At 56.4% G+C, this 15,384-nt stretch carries 10 protein-coding genes and 1 pseudogene; 2 read left to right on the top strand and 9 right to left on the bottom strand.

What is annotated here, in order from left to right; translation table 11 throughout:
* Positions 1-268: 268 nt before the first annotated feature.
* The 6 genes and pseudogenes from ACVWNW_RS04365 to ACVWNW_RS04390 form a co-directional block, all read right to left on the bottom strand.
* Positions 269-1,717 (bottom strand): MFS transporter, encoded by a 1,449-nt coding sequence (locus tag ACVWNW_RS04365; RefSeq protein ID WP_046323515.1) that lies wholly within the window; start codon positions 1,715-1,717, stop codon positions 269-271.
* Positions 1,718-1,756: 39 nt separating this feature from the next.
* Positions 1,757-2,680, bottom strand: a complete 924-nt coding sequence (locus ACVWNW_RS04370; protein WP_454483225.1) for a nucleoside hydrolase — start codon at positions 2,678-2,680, stop codon at positions 1,757-1,759.
* A gap of 34 nt (positions 2,681-2,714) precedes the next feature.
* Complete coding sequence (locus ACVWNW_RS04375) at positions 2,715-3,533, bottom strand: energy-coupling factor ABC transporter ATP-binding protein (protein ID WP_454483227.1); 819 nt, start codon at positions 3,531-3,533, stop codon at positions 2,715-2,717.
* Entirely contained in the window at positions 3,530-4,378 is an 849-nt protein-coding gene (locus ACVWNW_RS04380) for an energy-coupling factor ABC transporter ATP-binding protein (protein ID WP_454483229.1), read from the bottom strand. Before ACVWNW_RS04380 ends, ACVWNW_RS04375 begins: the two co-directional genes overlap by 4 nt.
* Positions 4,375-5,193 carry an energy-coupling factor transporter transmembrane component T gene (locus ACVWNW_RS04385; RefSeq protein WP_454483231.1) on the bottom strand — a complete coding sequence of 273 codons (819 nt, stop codon included), beginning with the start codon at positions 5,191-5,193 and terminating at the stop codon, positions 4,375-4,377. Before ACVWNW_RS04385 ends, ACVWNW_RS04380 begins: the two co-directional genes overlap by 4 nt.
* Before the next feature lie 146 nt (positions 5,194-5,339).
* Positions 5,340-5,990 (bottom strand): annotated as a pseudogene (locus ACVWNW_RS04390) (ECF transporter S component); the annotation flags it as partial.
* Between the two features lie 251 nt (positions 5,991-6,241).
* Between ACVWNW_RS04390 and ACVWNW_RS04395 the strand changes: the two are divergent.
* Complete coding sequence (locus ACVWNW_RS04395; RefSeq protein WP_454483233.1) at positions 6,242-8,113, top strand: PfkB family carbohydrate kinase; 1,872 nt, start codon at positions 6,242-6,244, stop codon at positions 8,111-8,113.
* 345 nt (positions 8,114-8,458) lie between these two features.
* Entirely contained in the window at positions 8,459-10,528 is a 2,070-nt protein-coding gene (locus ACVWNW_RS04400; RefSeq protein ID WP_454483235.1) for a glycoside hydrolase family 31 protein, read from the top strand.
* A 165-nt stretch (positions 10,529-10,693) separates the two neighbouring features.
* On the opposite strand, the gene ACVWNW_RS04405 is transcribed toward ACVWNW_RS04400, so the two are convergent.
* The 3 genes from ACVWNW_RS04405 to ACVWNW_RS04415 form a co-directional block, all read right to left on the bottom strand.
* Complete coding sequence (locus tag ACVWNW_RS04405) at positions 10,694-12,046, bottom strand: MFS transporter (protein WP_454483237.1); 1,353 nt, start codon at positions 12,044-12,046, stop codon at positions 10,694-10,696.
* Positions 12,009-14,147, bottom strand: a complete 2,139-nt coding sequence (locus ACVWNW_RS04410) for a beta-galactosidase (RefSeq protein ID WP_461196324.1) — start codon at positions 14,145-14,147, stop codon at positions 12,009-12,011. Before ACVWNW_RS04410 ends, ACVWNW_RS04405 begins: the two co-directional genes overlap by 38 nt.
* A gap of 157 nt (positions 14,148-14,304) precedes the next feature.
* A complete protein-coding gene (locus ACVWNW_RS04415; RefSeq protein ID WP_461196325.1) occupies positions 14,305-15,321 on the bottom strand; it encodes a LacI family DNA-binding transcriptional regulator in 1,017 nt (338 codons plus the stop codon).
* Positions 15,322-15,384 lie beyond the last annotated feature (63 nt).

The following is a 15,384-nucleotide window of genomic DNA, read 5'->3' on the forward strand; positions in this document are numbered from 1 at the left end:
ATCGATATAGAAGAAGACACCCTTGGGCAACCAAGGCTGCAGTGATGTCGTTTTCTCCATGGCCACGATGCTAGAGCACCAGGATGCAAACGCCCAACCGGCATCCATAATCCGGACATTTTTAGATCGAAGACTGTCCACCAGCCAACGGTGTTGCGGAAGATATGCCCATCATGCCCAACGGAATTCTGTCCACACCCTTATGGACAAGAACCGGGCCCAGGAGTAAATCCCAGACCCGGTTCTCTCAATTAAGCAGCTCGGAAGATCAGTCCTCGTCCTCAGCCACGCGGGAGTGGCTGTAGATCATCTTCATGGAGCAGATGAAGAGCACCAAGCCTAGCAGGATGATCACGCCGCCGATCATGAAGACATTGGCGTAGGTCGAGGCCAGGCCCTGCGCAGTGCCGGCCAGGCTGCCCGAACCCATGGATCCGTTGGCCATGAGCTGGCCGAAGAGAGCGACGCCGACAGAGCCGGTGATGGCCTGCAGGAGGTCGTTGAAGCCGAGCACACGCCCGGACTCCTCAGGAGCCACGGTCAGGGTCGCGGTGTCAACAATGGGCTGGTAGAAGAAGGAGGTGCCGAAGTAGTAGATGCAGGGCGCTACAGCCAGGGCCCAGATCTTGCCGGCAGGAATCAGGAAAGCGATGGCGATCAGACCGCCGCCCATGCAAGCCAGGGCCAGGATGACCGAAGCCTTGCGCCCGATCTTCTGGATGATAGGCCCGGCAGCGAATCCCATGATGCCAGCAAGGATGATGGACCAGACCAGCAGGTTGGAGACCTTGGAGGAGTCGATGCCGTACACGTTCAGACCAATGGCGTTGACGCCGGCGTTCAGGGTGTAGCTGAAGAAGTAGCCGACGAAGATGACGGTCATGGTCATGGCAAATGCCGGGTTGGTCAGCATCTTCGGAGTGATGAAGGGGTTGCTGGCCTTGTTGATGTACACCACGAATGCAACGAGGGTCACGATGCAGGCGATGCCCCAGCCCCAGTTGATGTCGGTGAAGAACATGGTCACTGAAGCGGCGAACAGTCCAATTAGCGTGAAGCCGATGCCGTCGATCTTGACGCCAGCTGCATGCTGGTCGGGCAGGTTCTTGGCCAAAACGGGAATGAAGAAGACGGCCAGGATGCCCACGCCGAAGAGCCAGCGCCAGTCAAGCAGGGTCATGTAGCCGGCCAGGAAGACTCCCAAGGCGGCGGCGAAGCGGAAGACAGCGACGAAGACGCCGTACCAGAGCACGCGCTTCTTTTTCTCCACATACTTGGAGACCAGAACCAGGAAGATGGAGCCGGAAACCTGCCAACCGGCAGACTGCACCACACGGGCGGCGATGACGATCCAGATGCTGAAGGTGCCGAAGCATCCCAGAATCGACCCCAGCACGAAGACGATCGTGCCCAGAATCATCATCTTCTTCAGGGAGACGAAATCGCCCAGGGATCCGTAGATGACGCAGACGATTCCCAGGATGATGCCGGGCAGTGAGGTGATCAGCGGCGCCAGATTGGCCTGGTTGAGCTGCTTGCCGATGTTCACGTAAATCATGCCGAAGGCCTGCTGCTGGAGCACGCCCAGGGTGAAGATGATCAGGACCACCGGGATGGCCACACGAGCCATCTTGTTCATTTTCGCGAACTCGGGAGTCCCCTCCTCGGGAACGGGTATGCCGTTCTTCTGCTCCTCGGAGACAGTTGACTCACTCATTTTTCCTTAGTTTCCTTTCGGTTCTTCTCAATGCGGAAGCTACTGGCGCTGGACCCGGCCGACCCTGTCGACAAAGGCGGAGCGGAACCCGTCCACATCCACGTCCACGCAGACGCTGGCGTTGGCCTTGCCGCCCAGGATGCCGTCGTAATCGACCACCGTGGCGCCCAGGGTGAGCGGACTGGAAATCTCGACATCCACGAAGGCCTGGCGCATGGTGAACAGGTCGGGCTGGAGCAGGACCATGGCGGCGGAGGGGTCATACATCTTGATTCCCTCCTCGATATGTCCGCCGTCGTAGGACCGGAAGAGGGAGGCAACCATGCCGCCCACTTCGCCGGCTGCGTCCAGGTCGTCCAGGTCTCCGGCGACCAGATGGGCCTTGCGACCGATGTCCAGGCCGACCATGGTCACGGGCAGCCCGCTGCGGAAGACCATCTTGGCAGCCTCAGGATCTACGGAGATGTTGAACTCGCCATAGACCCCGATGTTGCCGCGTCCGGTGGAGCCTCCCATCATGACGATCCGGTCGATGTGGTCCTTGACCTCCGGGAAGGTGGCCAGCAGCAGGGCGATGTTGGTCAGAGGGCCCAGGGTCAGGATGGTGACTGGCTCATCGCTCTCCAGCAGCACCTGCCGCTCCTCCAGGACCGCATTGTTCTCGGTCAGCAGGCTGGTGTCCGGCTCGGGAAAGACGAATGACCCCATCCCCGACTTGCCGTGGGCTTCGGTGGCAAACCTGTTGTCACGCATGAGCGGGGCCGCAGCGCCACGGGCCACGGGGATGTGCCTGCCCAGGAAGGTCAGCAGCTTCAGGGCATTGTTGGTGGTGTGGCCGATGCCCACATTGCCGGACACCGAGGCTATCAGCCTGATGTCGAAGCTGGGCTCGTCGACCAGCATCGTAATGGCCGCAGCATCATCGATGCCAGGGTCCGTGTCGATGATCAGTGGTCTGGTCATTCCTTCACTCCTTTTGCTCTTGTCGTGTCCAAACTCAAATTCCTGCCCCCGCTTTGGCCCGCCGAGCTGCCTCGACAAAGCCGGAAACGGTGAAGACCGGGCCCTCCAACCCGACCTGCCGTGCCACTCGGGTGATGGGCGGAGGCGTCACGTAGGCCTGCTTGAGCACATCCTCCCGGGCGAAGACCTCCTCGCGGCTGCCATCCAGCAGGACCCGGCCATGCTGCATGAGCACAACCCTGGGGAAGTTGCGGGTGACGAACTTCATGTCGTGGGAAATCGTGATGCAGAGCTTGCCTTGGTCCCGCAGACGGGCGATGATGGCAGCCAGTCGATCATTGCCAGCCTTGTCCTGCCCGCATGTGGGCTCGTCGAAGACCACAGCACCCGTATCCATCATGAGAACGGAGCCGATGGCGCAGAACTTCTTCTCGGTAGGGCTCAGATCAAAAGGATGATCGTCCAACCGGTCCGCCAGACCCACTAACTCAGCCACCTGCTCCATACGTCGCCCTATCAGATCCTGATCGAACCCAAGCTGCCGGGGACCGAACTCAAATTCCTTGCGCACACTGTCCAGAAAGAGCTGATCGTCGGGATTCTGAAAGACGTACCCCACCTTCCGGGCCCACTGGGCCGTGTTCGCCGTTGCCAGATCGACGCCGTCAATCAAGATCCGACCACCGGTCGGTCTAAGGATGCCGTTCAGATGCTTGGCCAGGGTGGTCTTGCCGGCGCCGTTCTGACCGATCAGCGCCACGGGCCGGTCGCCTTCGAGGGTCAGATTCACTCCGTCCAAGGCACGATGGCCATGCGGGTAGACGTACTCCAGATGCTCCAGGTCGATTTTCATCGCAGCGCCTCCCGAATCATGCGTACCGCCCGGTCCTCGCGTACGGGCAGATCCGGCAGATCGAATCCTGCGTCCTGCAAACCTCTGCCGAGCTTGACGTAATCCGGTATGTCAATTCCCCACTTCACGGTCTCGGGATCGGCGAAAACCTCCTCAGGGCTGCCCAGGGCACGAACCCGGCCTGCTCCCATGACCATAACCTGGTCAGCGCATCGAGCGACCCGCTCCATATCGTGATCGACCATGACTACGGTGATCCCCTCCTGGTTGAGTCGCTTGACAATGTCGAAGATCTCCTCGCTGCCAAGCGGATCCAGCTGGGCCGTGCATTCGTCCAGAACCAGGATGTCCGGTTCCATGATCAAGGTCGAGCCGAGGGCCACCCGCTGCACCTGGCCGCCGGAAAGCTCCAGAGGGTTCTTGTCGAGCAGATCCTCGATATGCATAAGAGCAGCCACCCGAGCCACCTTGGCATGCATGGTTTCACGTGAAACCCCATGATTGCCCAATCCGAAAGCCAGTTCCTCGGCCACGGTCCCGGCCGTATAAGAGAGCTGATTGAAGGGGTTCTGAAAGACCAGGCCCACGTGTCTGGACAGATCGGCAATGGTCGAAGTGGCTACATCCCTGTCCTTAATTCTGACGCTTCCCTTGGATTTGCCTACGAAATAGTGTGGAATCAGACCGACCAAGGCGTTGCACAGGGTCGATTTGCCCGACCCGTTGGCTCCGACGATGCAGAAGAAGCTGCCCTGTTCGACGCTGAAACTCACCCGCTTCAAGGTGGTCCGATCGGCATCACGGTATCTGAAGGAGAAGTCCTCCACTCGTATGACCTTGGTCATGCCCGACCTCCCCACTGGATGGCCAAGGTGATCATGCCTGCGCGCGAGAGGCAGGCGAGCATCAGGGCCAGCACCAGAAAAACGGTGAACAGGATGGTCATGACGGTGTCACTGCGCCGCCATACCACCTCAAGGTAGCTGGTCTGCCGCACTCCCCGGATGCCGAAGCCGCGGGTCTCCAGGGTCATTCCGCGCTCCTGCGAATCCGTCAGGGAGGAAAGGACCACCGGTCCGAGCAGGGGCAGGAAGGCCCGCGCCCGGGAAATCAAACCGCCGCCAGTCTCCAAGCCACGTGCATGCTGAGACTGCTCGATAATCGCAATCCTGCGCTGCATCTGCGGGACCACATTCAGGCTGGCCAGAATCAGGTAGCCGATCTTCGAAGGCACGCCGATCTGTGTCAGAGCAGCAACCAGGCGACCCATGTAGGTAGTTTTATTGGTCAGGTAGAAGGATCCCAGGAAGACCAGAAGTGTCACTACGATTTTGGCCGCGTAGAGGCTGCCTTCAAGACCCAGCTCGGCAAATCCCAGGTCAAGAATGACCTTGGTATTCCTCGGGCTGTAGCACCCCTGGATGAACAGCAGCATGAGCGTAACGGGAATGCCGAACCCCAGCATCACGCCGGAGAAGGGCCGGAGCACCCGAGCCAGAGCCGCTGCGATAAAGAGCATGACGATGATTCCCAGACCCAAGGTAAAGTCCGACCAAACCAAGGTCGCCAAGCCCAAGGAGCACACGCCGACGATCTTGGCCATGGGATGCATGCGAGCCAATGGAGAATCGGGAATCCCGTTTGATTCAGGGCCAGGCATCAGCGTTCAGACCCTTGGGTATGGTCACAATCCAAGTCCGCGGGGGTACCTGGCGATGAGCCCCGATCAGCTTCTGCCCCGATGTCGACCTTCACCGGCTGCGATGCACTCTCTTGACTGGACGCTCCAGCCGCTTCATGCCCATCCTCGTCTTCGTCCTCATCCAGGTCATCCAAATCGTCCAGATCCGCCTGGTCCTCGCTACCGTCCAGGGCGTACTGGCTCAGGAAACGCTTGGGGATTCGACGCACAATCACGTAAGCAATCAGGACGGTGATGCCCTTGTCAATCAGATTCTCCAGCATGGAGGAGGAGAGCACAGAGATAACGATGTTCTTCACAGCCACCACCAGTGCAGCTGTGAGGACCGAGGTGCCATTGACCCCGGTGGCGCCTCCGTAGACGAGCACGGTAATCAGAGAGGCGGTGACCGTGTTGACCAGGGCGCAGGCCAGCCAGACCAGGACGACTCCCCATATCCGTTTGAAGAGTCCGGCCTTGACCATGTATCCGATCACCAGCCCACACAGAACGCTGGAGAGCGCATAGGGCAGATAGACCGGATTCGCCACCAAGGCGAGGAAGACGTTGGTCAGCAGTCCACACAGGGCAGCCACCCAGGGACCGGACAGACAGGCGATGACCGTGGTGCCAATCATGTCCAGGAAGAGCGGCAGTTTGAGGGTAGAGCTCAGAGTCCCGCCGATGAGGTTGATGCCCACTGCGATGGGTATCAGCACCAAGGATTTTGTCGAAAACTGCGCAGTGATTCCTCTCCATAACGATCGCGCGCTCATAATCCGTACCGCCTTTGGTCCTTGAATGTCGATTTCTGCAGATGGCCGTCGCTCACAGCCAGATCCGCATCACCGCTTTGAGAAACCACTTTAGTAAACAACTTTCATTGACCGAGACTATCAACAGCCGGATGGGGTGTCAAATGCGAAACCTCCGATGACGATCTCTCAGGTAAGCTTGATTCGCTAGATCCAACAGGTCGACAGAGCCGTTCGCCGGAGCGTCAGAGATGAGGAGGACAGGAAACCACATGAACATCAAGGACATTGCTCAGCTTGCCGGCGTATCCACATCGACGGTCTCCAAGATTGTGAATCACAGGGACGCGAGCATCACAGCCGCCACGCGCGACAGGGTTCTTGAACTGGTCAGGAAGTACCACTACACGCCCTACGGATCCTCCAAACCCAACACCACCACCTGGAGAATCGGAGTCCTGCTGAGCTCATCCATCTCCATGGACTCCACCTTGGACGGAATCATCCAGCAGGCACAAAAGTCGGGGTACGGCACCCTGGTTTTCAACAGCTACGGCAATCACGACCAGGAGGAACGCAACATCCTGGCCACTCTTGAGCATCGAGTGGATGGTATGGTCTGGGAGCCGATCGACCGCACAAGCCTGGCCTTGAAAGGCAAGATCGAGGCAGGAGGGATCCCCGAATTGACCATTGGACCCCTGGGAGACGACCGGACCGCGCTCATGCCCTATGAGGAGGCTGCATACAGTCTTACTGAAGAGCTGATCAAGCGCCACCACACCAGCATCGCCTGTCTGCTCTCGCCGGGCAGACGGACCCAGAGTTTCCTGCACGGTTATCGTCGCTGCTTGTTCGACCACAACATCCAATACCACACTGACATGGTCCTGGAAACCATTGGCGAGGACCTGACCCAAGTCCTGGAGAACCGGCAGGTCACCGGAATCGTGGCATCCCACTATCACCATGCCCTGGAATTCCTCCAGTTCGCCGAATCCATGCATTACCGCCTGCCCCAGGACCTCTCCCTGGTCTCCCTGATGAACGACACCAACGTGCATCTGCGCTACCCAGGCAGCCCGGAGATATCGTCCTACGTCATGCGCAATGCCGACTTCGGTACCTACCTGTGCCGACGGATCATCCACACCATCGAACATGAATCCCAGCCAAGCGAGGCTTTCGAGCACGTCTTCGCCTTGGACGGCGAGCAGACTGTCGGCCGGCCCCCGGACCAGCAATGCAAGAAGATCGTGGTGGTCGGCAGTATCAACGTGGACACCTACCTGACCGCCCCCAACCTGCCCAAGGCGGGCATGACCACCACGACCAGAAACTTTGCCTCCACACCGGGCGGCAAGGCCACCAACCAGGCTGTAGGCGTGGCCAGGCTGCAGCATCAGGTCTCCCTGATCGGCAATGTCGGCAGTGATCCAGCCGCAGACTACATCTACAAAACCATGAGGCAGGCCCATGTGGATGCCACCGGTGTGCGCAGAGTCACCGGCGCGGACACGGGCAAAGCCTACATCTTCGTCGACAGCAAGGGCGAGTCGATGATTTCCCTGGTGGCAGGCGCCAACGAGTCTCTGACCCCGGACGACATCACCGAGCGCGATCAGATCTTCCGGAACGCCGGCTACTGCCTGATCCAAACAGAAATTCCCATGGATACCGTCGCCGAGGCATGCAGAACAGCCAAGCACCACCAGGCCGCCACCATCGTCAAACCGTCATCCTGCGACCACCTGCCTGAAGACCTGCTGACTTCAATCGACATCCTGATCCCGAATCTGAACGAGTTGAACACCCTAGTACCCGGACCAGGATCCGTGGTAGACAAGGCGAAACAGTTCATCAACGGCGGGGTGGGCAAGGTCATCATCACCCTGGGCGAGCACGGCTGCACCCTGGTCACCGCCAGCGGACACAAGGACTTCCCGGCCCACGAGACCCGAGCAATCGACGACACCGGCGCCAGCGATGCCTTCATCAGCGCCCTGGCCTCCTATCTGTGCAGCGGATGCTCCTTGGACAAAGCCGCCCACATTGCTAATCTGGCCGCCGGCTTCAGCGTCGCCCACGAAGGCGTCATCCCCTCCCTGATCAACCGCCGCCAGCTGGAGGGCCTGATCGACTGAGCGGTCCAGGCGCAAGCACGGTCGGAAGATTGTGATCGCCCACGGCCGTGCTCTGGCTCAAGCGGAACGTCCCCAGGTCCTCTGACTGTCATGCCTATCATCAAGGTCTGCAGTCATTGCCCCATCTCAGCCTCTTGGAGCGCGTCCCTCACGATGGGCCTTTATAATTTTATAGGGTACAGAATCCGGAATGGAGACCATTGATGGCTGCAGCTGTTCTGGCTTCGGCGCCAACCGCAATACTGCTGATGGTCGCACGGGAATATGTCATTGCGGGAGTCGCAGCAGGTGCGATAAAGGACTGATCTCAAAGGTGAATCAACCAGTTGGAAGGGTACCGAATCAATGCAACATTCAACATTTACTATCGACGGCCAAGCTCTGAAGTGGACAGGCGACGGTGAATACCTTCGCATCGAGCCCTGGGGAACAGATTCGATACGCGTCCGATCCTCGCAGATGCACGAACCTGAAGACCCGGACTGGGCGCTTTTACGCGACCACCACGAGCCTGCCGATGCGGTGCACATAAGCATCGACGATCAACGAGGACAGGCCACCATAATCAACGGATCTTTAATGGTCAAGGCGCAGGCTTCGGGCGGCATTGACACAGGCAACGGCTATACCGACAAGTGCCTGCTCAGCTTTTGGCGCGCCGACGGCGAGCTGCTCTTCAGCGAGATGAGCGATGGCGGCTCCCTGAATTTAAGAGCGCGTTCTTTCACTCCCATCGCGGGAGGCGACCACCAGGTCAAGGTAACATTCGTGCCTCCAGAAAACGAACGTCTGTATGGCATGGGCGAATATCAGCAGAACATCATGAATCTGAAAGGCTGCACTCTCGAACTCGCCCACAGGAACTCGCAAATCTCCATACCCTTCGTCGTCTCCAGTAGCGGATACGGCTTCCTATGGAACAACCCAGCCGTTGGTTCCGTCAGTTTTGGGAAAAATAAGACTCAGTGGACGGCGGACAGCACTCGACAGATTGATTATTGGGTTACAGCCGGTGCCGATTATCGCTCAATTATGGCCCATTACGCAGACGCTACCGGTCATGCTCCTCAGATGCCTGAATGGGGTCTTGGCTTTTGGCAGAGCAAGCTTCGCTATTGGAACCAGGATCAATTGCTGGAGGTCGCCAGAGAATTTAAAAAGCGCGATATCCCTCTGGACCTCATTGTCATTGACTTCTTCCATTGGCCTCACATGGGTGATTTCAGATTCGAAGACGAATTCTGGCCAGATCCCGTCAGCATGAGCAACGAATTGCACAAGATGGGGATTCGACTCATGGTGTCAGTCTGGCCGCAAATAGCACTGACTTCTGAAAACTATCCAGAGATGAAAGCCAAGAATCTGCTGGTACGAGCAGACCACGGCGAAGACATCGGCATGATGTTCGAGGGACCCAGCCAGTTCTACGATGCCACCAACCCTAGAGCCCGCCAATATGTATGGGAGAAATGCCGTGAGCACTATGCCGATGTCGGTGTCGATGCCTTCTGGCTGGATGAAGCCGAACCTGAGTATGGCACTTACGATTTCAGCAATTACCGCTACTGGGCTGGGCCTGCTCAGCAAACGGCCAATTTGTATCCGCGGGAATACAACAAGGGATTCTACGAGGGGCAACTGGCCTACGGGCGCCAGGGACAGATCGTTAACCTCACCAGATGCGCATGGGCCGGATCCCAGCAATATGGGGCTCTTGTATGGTCGGGCGATGTTGCATCCACCTTCGAAGCGTTCAGAGCACAAATCACTTGTGCTATCCATATGGGCATGGCCGGCATTCCTTGGTTCACCACCGATCTGGGAGGCTTCCACGATGGTGATATCGACGATCCCACCTTCCGTGAACTGCTGTTGCGGTGGGCGCAATTCTCCTGCTTCTCGCCCGTCATGCGCAATCATGGTGACCGTAGCCAGCATCACCCCGATGGAACCACCAAGACCGCTATCACTACAGCGCAAGGCGAACGGCGATTACCGTCCGGGGCGAGCAATGAACCATGGAGTTACGGAAAGTCTGTCGAAGACATCTATGTCAAGTTCATCAAGATCCGAGAACGTCTTCGCCCTTATTTGCGTGAACTGTTTACTCAGGCGCACGAGGATGGGCAGCCGCTTATCAGGGGATTGTTCTACGAATTCCCCCATGACGATGCCGCCTCCGATATCGCCGACGAGTATATGCTCGGACCTGATCTGCTGGTAGCCCCTGTGGTAGAGGAGGGGGCCAGATCTCGACAGATCTATCTGCCGGGGGACGCGACTACGCAGTGGCAGGATCTTCGCGACGGCGCAATGTACGACGGCGGTCAGACGATCACCGCAGAAGCCCCGCTGGATACTCTGCCGGTATTCGCAAGGGACAGCAGAAACCACGAGCTGCTGGGCATACTCTGATATATACATCTGTACACCACGTGCAGATTACAGATTATCCGATCACTAATAATGGGTCAGGACCATCTCGTCCTGACCCACTTCATTCTTCAAAATAAGTTGATGAGACACCGTGGTTTGTTGGGACCATGTGCCTATATGCTGATCAGCTCATCATTCGCCTCATTATTTGACCTTGCGAATAAAGAAAATCAGGCAGACACCGACGGCCGCCAGAACAGCCGCCAGTGGGAAGACCCCGCTGTAACCGACAATCTTGATGATCGCGGCAGAGAAAATGGGTCCCAGCACCTGACCTCCGTTATTGGCAATGTTGAGAATACCAAGATCCTTGGCTGCTGTCCGCTGATCAGGCAGCACTTCTATATTCAGCGCCTGGTCCACGGAATTGAACATTCCCATGCCAATGCCCACAACCACGGCGTATGCCAGCATAATGAAGGGACGATTGGTCAAAGCAGGTAGAAACGACCCAACCGCTATCAGCAGACCTGCGATGATGACCGGCACTTTCCGTATATGCAATTTGTCAGAAACAGGACCGGCGCCGATGCACATGACGATTGCGGTCACCATCATGATCATGGAAATAGCCGAGACATATGCCTGCAGAACGTTGCCTTTGAGCATTACGTAGTCGGTCAATATGTAAAGCTGATATCCAGAAATCGCGAATGAAGCGGTTTGTATGCTGAGCTTACCGAACAAGGCCAGGTAATAGTCCCGCACATGATGGGTCGGGAATACAAAATTATCAGAGAACGTCTTCCACGTTACCGGAGAAACAGGCATGTTTTTAGTCGAACCTTCGCGCAGTATCAGAGCAGCCACAGGACCCGACAACAAAGACATGACTGCCAAAACCAAAAATCCGGTCTTAGGCATAGGAAGGAAGAAAGAGGCCAACATCTGTCCGCCGTATTGTCCGGCCGAATTGCCGAGTGCGTAGACGGAAGATATCGTTCCACGGTACTTCGGCGCAGTCCGATCGGCAATGACCGCAATCAACGGCGCCACAATCATATTCAGGAAAATCATATATACCGAATCCGATAGGACCACTTGCCACACGGCAGAGCATTGGCCCCAGAACAGTACACAGACAAAGGTCCCAACTGATCCGGCGACGATCCATGGCGTCCGACGACCCCATCGAGAACGTGTCCGATCCGACAGGCCGCCTTCCACGATGTTGGCGATAGTGGATACGATCATGGCCACCGTCGACATCAATGCGATATCGCCCGTTTTATTGGCAGGATCTATTCGCGCCACTTGCTGAGGAACCAGAACACCTACCAGGCCGAGATACGGCCCCAACCAAAGCAGGACACCTAGTGCGAGCGCCACACCCGTGCGCACAGGAACGCGATGCTGCTGATCATCACGGGGAGTCATCCAGGCAGCAGAGGGTTCATTATCCGTCTCCGCAGTCTTCCCTTGCGCACTGTTCATTGACCTTGCGGAATCCATATCATCCTCACCTTCCTGAATCCATAGGATTGTCGGCAAGGACATGCGTCTCCTGTAGTAGAACCACGTCCCAGGGGCCCAGCTCAACACTGCTCAAAGGCTCATTCTTGCCCAGCAATGTACATGAAACAGGCACGGTGATCCTGTGCGTCTGCCAGCTCCAGTTGAAGAGGAAATGCAGCCGTCGGCCATATCGATTGACTGCCGAGGAGTGCGATATTGTCGTCTGACCAGCCAACCACGGATCGTCTGGAAGCAGATAGTCGAACAACGAAGCAGCCAGAGCCTCGTTGGGGACCGTGCCGATCATCGTTACTCTTCCCTGACCGGCAACATGGCTGGTGATCAGGGGAAATTGTGAGAAGTGGGGGTGGTTGCTTGTAGCCAGAATTTCCGCTCCCTCGCTCTGTAGACAATCAATCCACTCAGTGGCAGCAGATCCAGGACGCAATTTAAATGAGTCCGTTCCCTTAACTGATATAGGGGATTTGATATTGGAAAATTCCTGATAGTCCGCGCCAGCAAGATCATCAAGCATTGACGGTTTGGTTTCCATACGCGCGCGTGCGTACTGATCCGCATATGCCGTACGCGGTCCCAGGACCAGATGCCCGCCGGCTTTTACATATTCACGCAACCAGGAGAGCAAGGCATCAGAGCATATATACGCCCCTGGAACCAGCAGCAGGGGGTACTGGTTGACGAATGCAGTCGGCGCGACTACAGGTTTTTCAGCAGAGCCATCGATAAGATGCGTATCCTGAATCATTCGCACCTGATGCCCAGTGCGGAATGCACCACGATAAAAAGCCGTAAGCATATGATCATACGATCCGGCATTGCGTGCACGGTGAGCATCTCCTGCACCATTTATCGCTGTGTATGGTTCGAATGTCAGGCCCCAACGTGACCCGACTGAATACAGGATGGCCACATCAGCATCCGGCTTAAGGTCCGTCACTGCATCGCCGGCAGCTGCCAGCTCTCCGCCAAGCTGAGATATCTCCGCATAAACACGTCCCGGCTTGCGGTCATGGGGGAGAATACCTCCCCAATACATCTCAGTACCATAATGCAACTGCTGCCAATGCCAGTATTCGATGAGATCCGCTCCACGCGAGACGAATTGCCAACCAGCTTGGCGCCATTGCCCCTTATAGCCAGGGAAGTTGTCTGCGGAGCCGCCGATGGGTCCGCCGTCCGTTTCCAGCACAAAGAAAGGAGCGGATTTCAGCGAATACGTCCTATCGGCCATCTGGGCAATCGTCCAGGGGCCAGAAGGATACCAAGCATCTTCTGCCATATCCGGTTCAGGCAATTGCAAGCCGTCTTGCATATGGAAATACGGATCTGAACCTGCTACATCCAAATGCTCGGAAGACCTGGCCTCATCAACAGCCTCACGCCCCAAAGCCATATTCACCGTGATGAATTGATCGGAGCGACAATGCTGACGGATCAGGCGACTTTGCCAGGCGAGCATATCATCGGTGAGCAGCGCCTGATAACGATGCCAGGCAATATCGTATTGTGGCTGGCAGTTGCCTTCGGGCTTCCATAAGTCATCCCAAGTAGATAACTCATGAGACCAGTACGTCAATCCCCATGCCTTATTCAGATGTTCCACGCTACCGTATTCTTTGCGCAGATAATCTTTAAAACCTTCGAAGGCATCTGTGGAATAGTTCAGCCGTAAGCCAGGTTCATTATGTAATTGCCAGCCGATGACTGATGGATGCCCGGCATAGCGATCCACAATCTTGCCGATAAGCCTGGCTGCATAATACCGAAACACAGGGTGGCTATAGCTATGCTCCTCTCGCGAGCCGAACGGAACCTTCTGACCATGGTCATCGCTTAAGGCAATCTCTGGATACTTACGCACCATCCATTGAGGTATGGCAAAGGTCGGCACCCCGATAATCGCTTGGATATTGTTCTCAGCAGCCTTATCGAGAACTGGCTCCAGCCAATCCAGTGAAAATTGTCCGTCTTCCGGTTCCCAGTGTGACCAGCTTCCTTCGCCCACACGGATCACATTGATATGGGCCTTACGCATGAGTTGCATGTCGGCATCAAGGTTCGAGCTGGGTTGATATTCGTCATAATACGCAGCGCCGAACAGTATATGGTCGAGAGACTTCATTGCCTTCCCTTTCTTAAGTGAACGTTCACTTAATAACTGCAAAGAATGCATAGCAATAAGTTAACATTGAATTACAAGCAGCCATGCATGGTATGTAGCAGTTGCATAATAAGCACGTTCACATTAACTGTCAAACGCATGCGAAGACGCCGGAACGTTATCTGCTAGTCGACTCCCGGATGATCAGTCGAGGCTGCATCAGTAATTTCTTGATGCTTGCTCCATGAATCATATCGATCGCACATGAGACCGCCCGACTGCTGAGCGCATCAAAATCCTGCTGAACGGTGGTTAGAGATGGAATCGTATAAGCCCCCATAGGAACACCATCGAAACCGGCCACCATCACATCATCAGGCACACGCAATCCACGATCACAAAAAGCTCTGATAAGCCCTATGGCCATTTGATCATTTGCCGAGAAGACGGCATCCGGCAGGTCATCGGCCATATCAAGACCAACGCGATAGCCCGACTCCTCGCTCCAATCACCTCGATAAACACGGCCCGCTGTCAGTGCGTAACGTGATGATGCCTGCATCCACTCCTCTAAACGGGCTTCAGACGAATACCATCCGTGGGGACCAGAAAGGTGGTCGATGCGTCGTGCCCCTTGAGCCACCAGATGATCCAACAAAGTGCGCACACCCTGTTGCTGATCAGTATCGACCACGGAGAATTGTCCTTCTTGGGCGCAGGAGGACCCGATACTGACAAGGGGCAGGTCAGCAACCATTCTGACGACAGGCTCTATCCATGTCTCTGTTGAGAGCACAATAATTGCCGAGACGTCGTATTCAAGGAGCTTGCCGACAGCTCGTTGGACATCATTGTCATTGTTGTTTTTCAACAGGGATATCTTTGCCAAATACCCTTGTTCACCCGCAGCCTTTTCTACATTCCACAAGAGCTGACCTGGCCCAAACTGCTGCGAGTCCGAAGCGAGGACACCGATTCCATTAGAAACCGAGCTCTTCAGAGCCCTAGCATTCTCATTACGGTGATATCCAGTTTCCCGTATGGCGGTTCTGACCGCTTGCAACGTTTTTGGGCGCACAGATCCAGGGTCATTCAACACTCGAGATACTGTTTGATGGGAAACGCCGGCCACGCGTGCCACATCCACAATGGATACGGACCGTTTCCGTCCTTGCCCACTCCGCACAGTGTTCACACCCCTATTATTTGTGTCCTCTGCCTTGCGTACTCCCGTGAACTGCCAGCACAGAATATACGC

Source organism: Bifidobacterium sp. JNUCC 75 (assembly GCF_054819865.1).

Coding starts and splice junctions, on each gene's coding strand:
- ACVWNW_RS04365 (WP_046323515.1), bottom strand. CDS start 1,717: ATGAGTGAGTCAACTGTCTCCGAGGAGCAGAAGAACGGCATACCCGTT.
- ACVWNW_RS04380 (WP_454483229.1), bottom strand. CDS start 4,378: ATGACCAAGGTCATACGAGTGGAGGACTTCTCCTTCAGATACCGTGAT.
- ACVWNW_RS04410 (WP_461196324.1), bottom strand. CDS start 14,147: ATGAAGTCTCTCGACCATATACTGTTCGGCGCTGCGTATTATGACGAA.
- ACVWNW_RS04395 (WP_454483233.1), top strand. CDS start 6,242: ATGAACATCAAGGACATTGCTCAGCTTGCCGGCGTATCCACATCGACG.
- ACVWNW_RS04385 (WP_454483231.1), bottom strand. CDS start 5,193: ATGCCTGGCCCTGAATCAAACGGGATTCCCGATTCTCCATTGGCTCGC.
- ACVWNW_RS04405 (WP_454483237.1), bottom strand. CDS start 12,046: ATGTCCTTGCCGACAATCCTATGGATTCAGGAAGGTGAGGATGATATG.
- ACVWNW_RS04370 (WP_454483225.1), bottom strand. CDS start 2,680: ATGACCAGACCACTGATCATCGACACGGACCCTGGCATCGATGATGCT.
- ACVWNW_RS04400 (WP_454483235.1), top strand. CDS start 8,459: ATGCAACATTCAACATTTACTATCGACGGCCAAGCTCTGAAGTGGACA.
- ACVWNW_RS04375 (WP_454483227.1), bottom strand. CDS start 3,533: ATGAAAATCGACCTGGAGCATCTGGAGTACGTCTACCCGCATGGCCAT.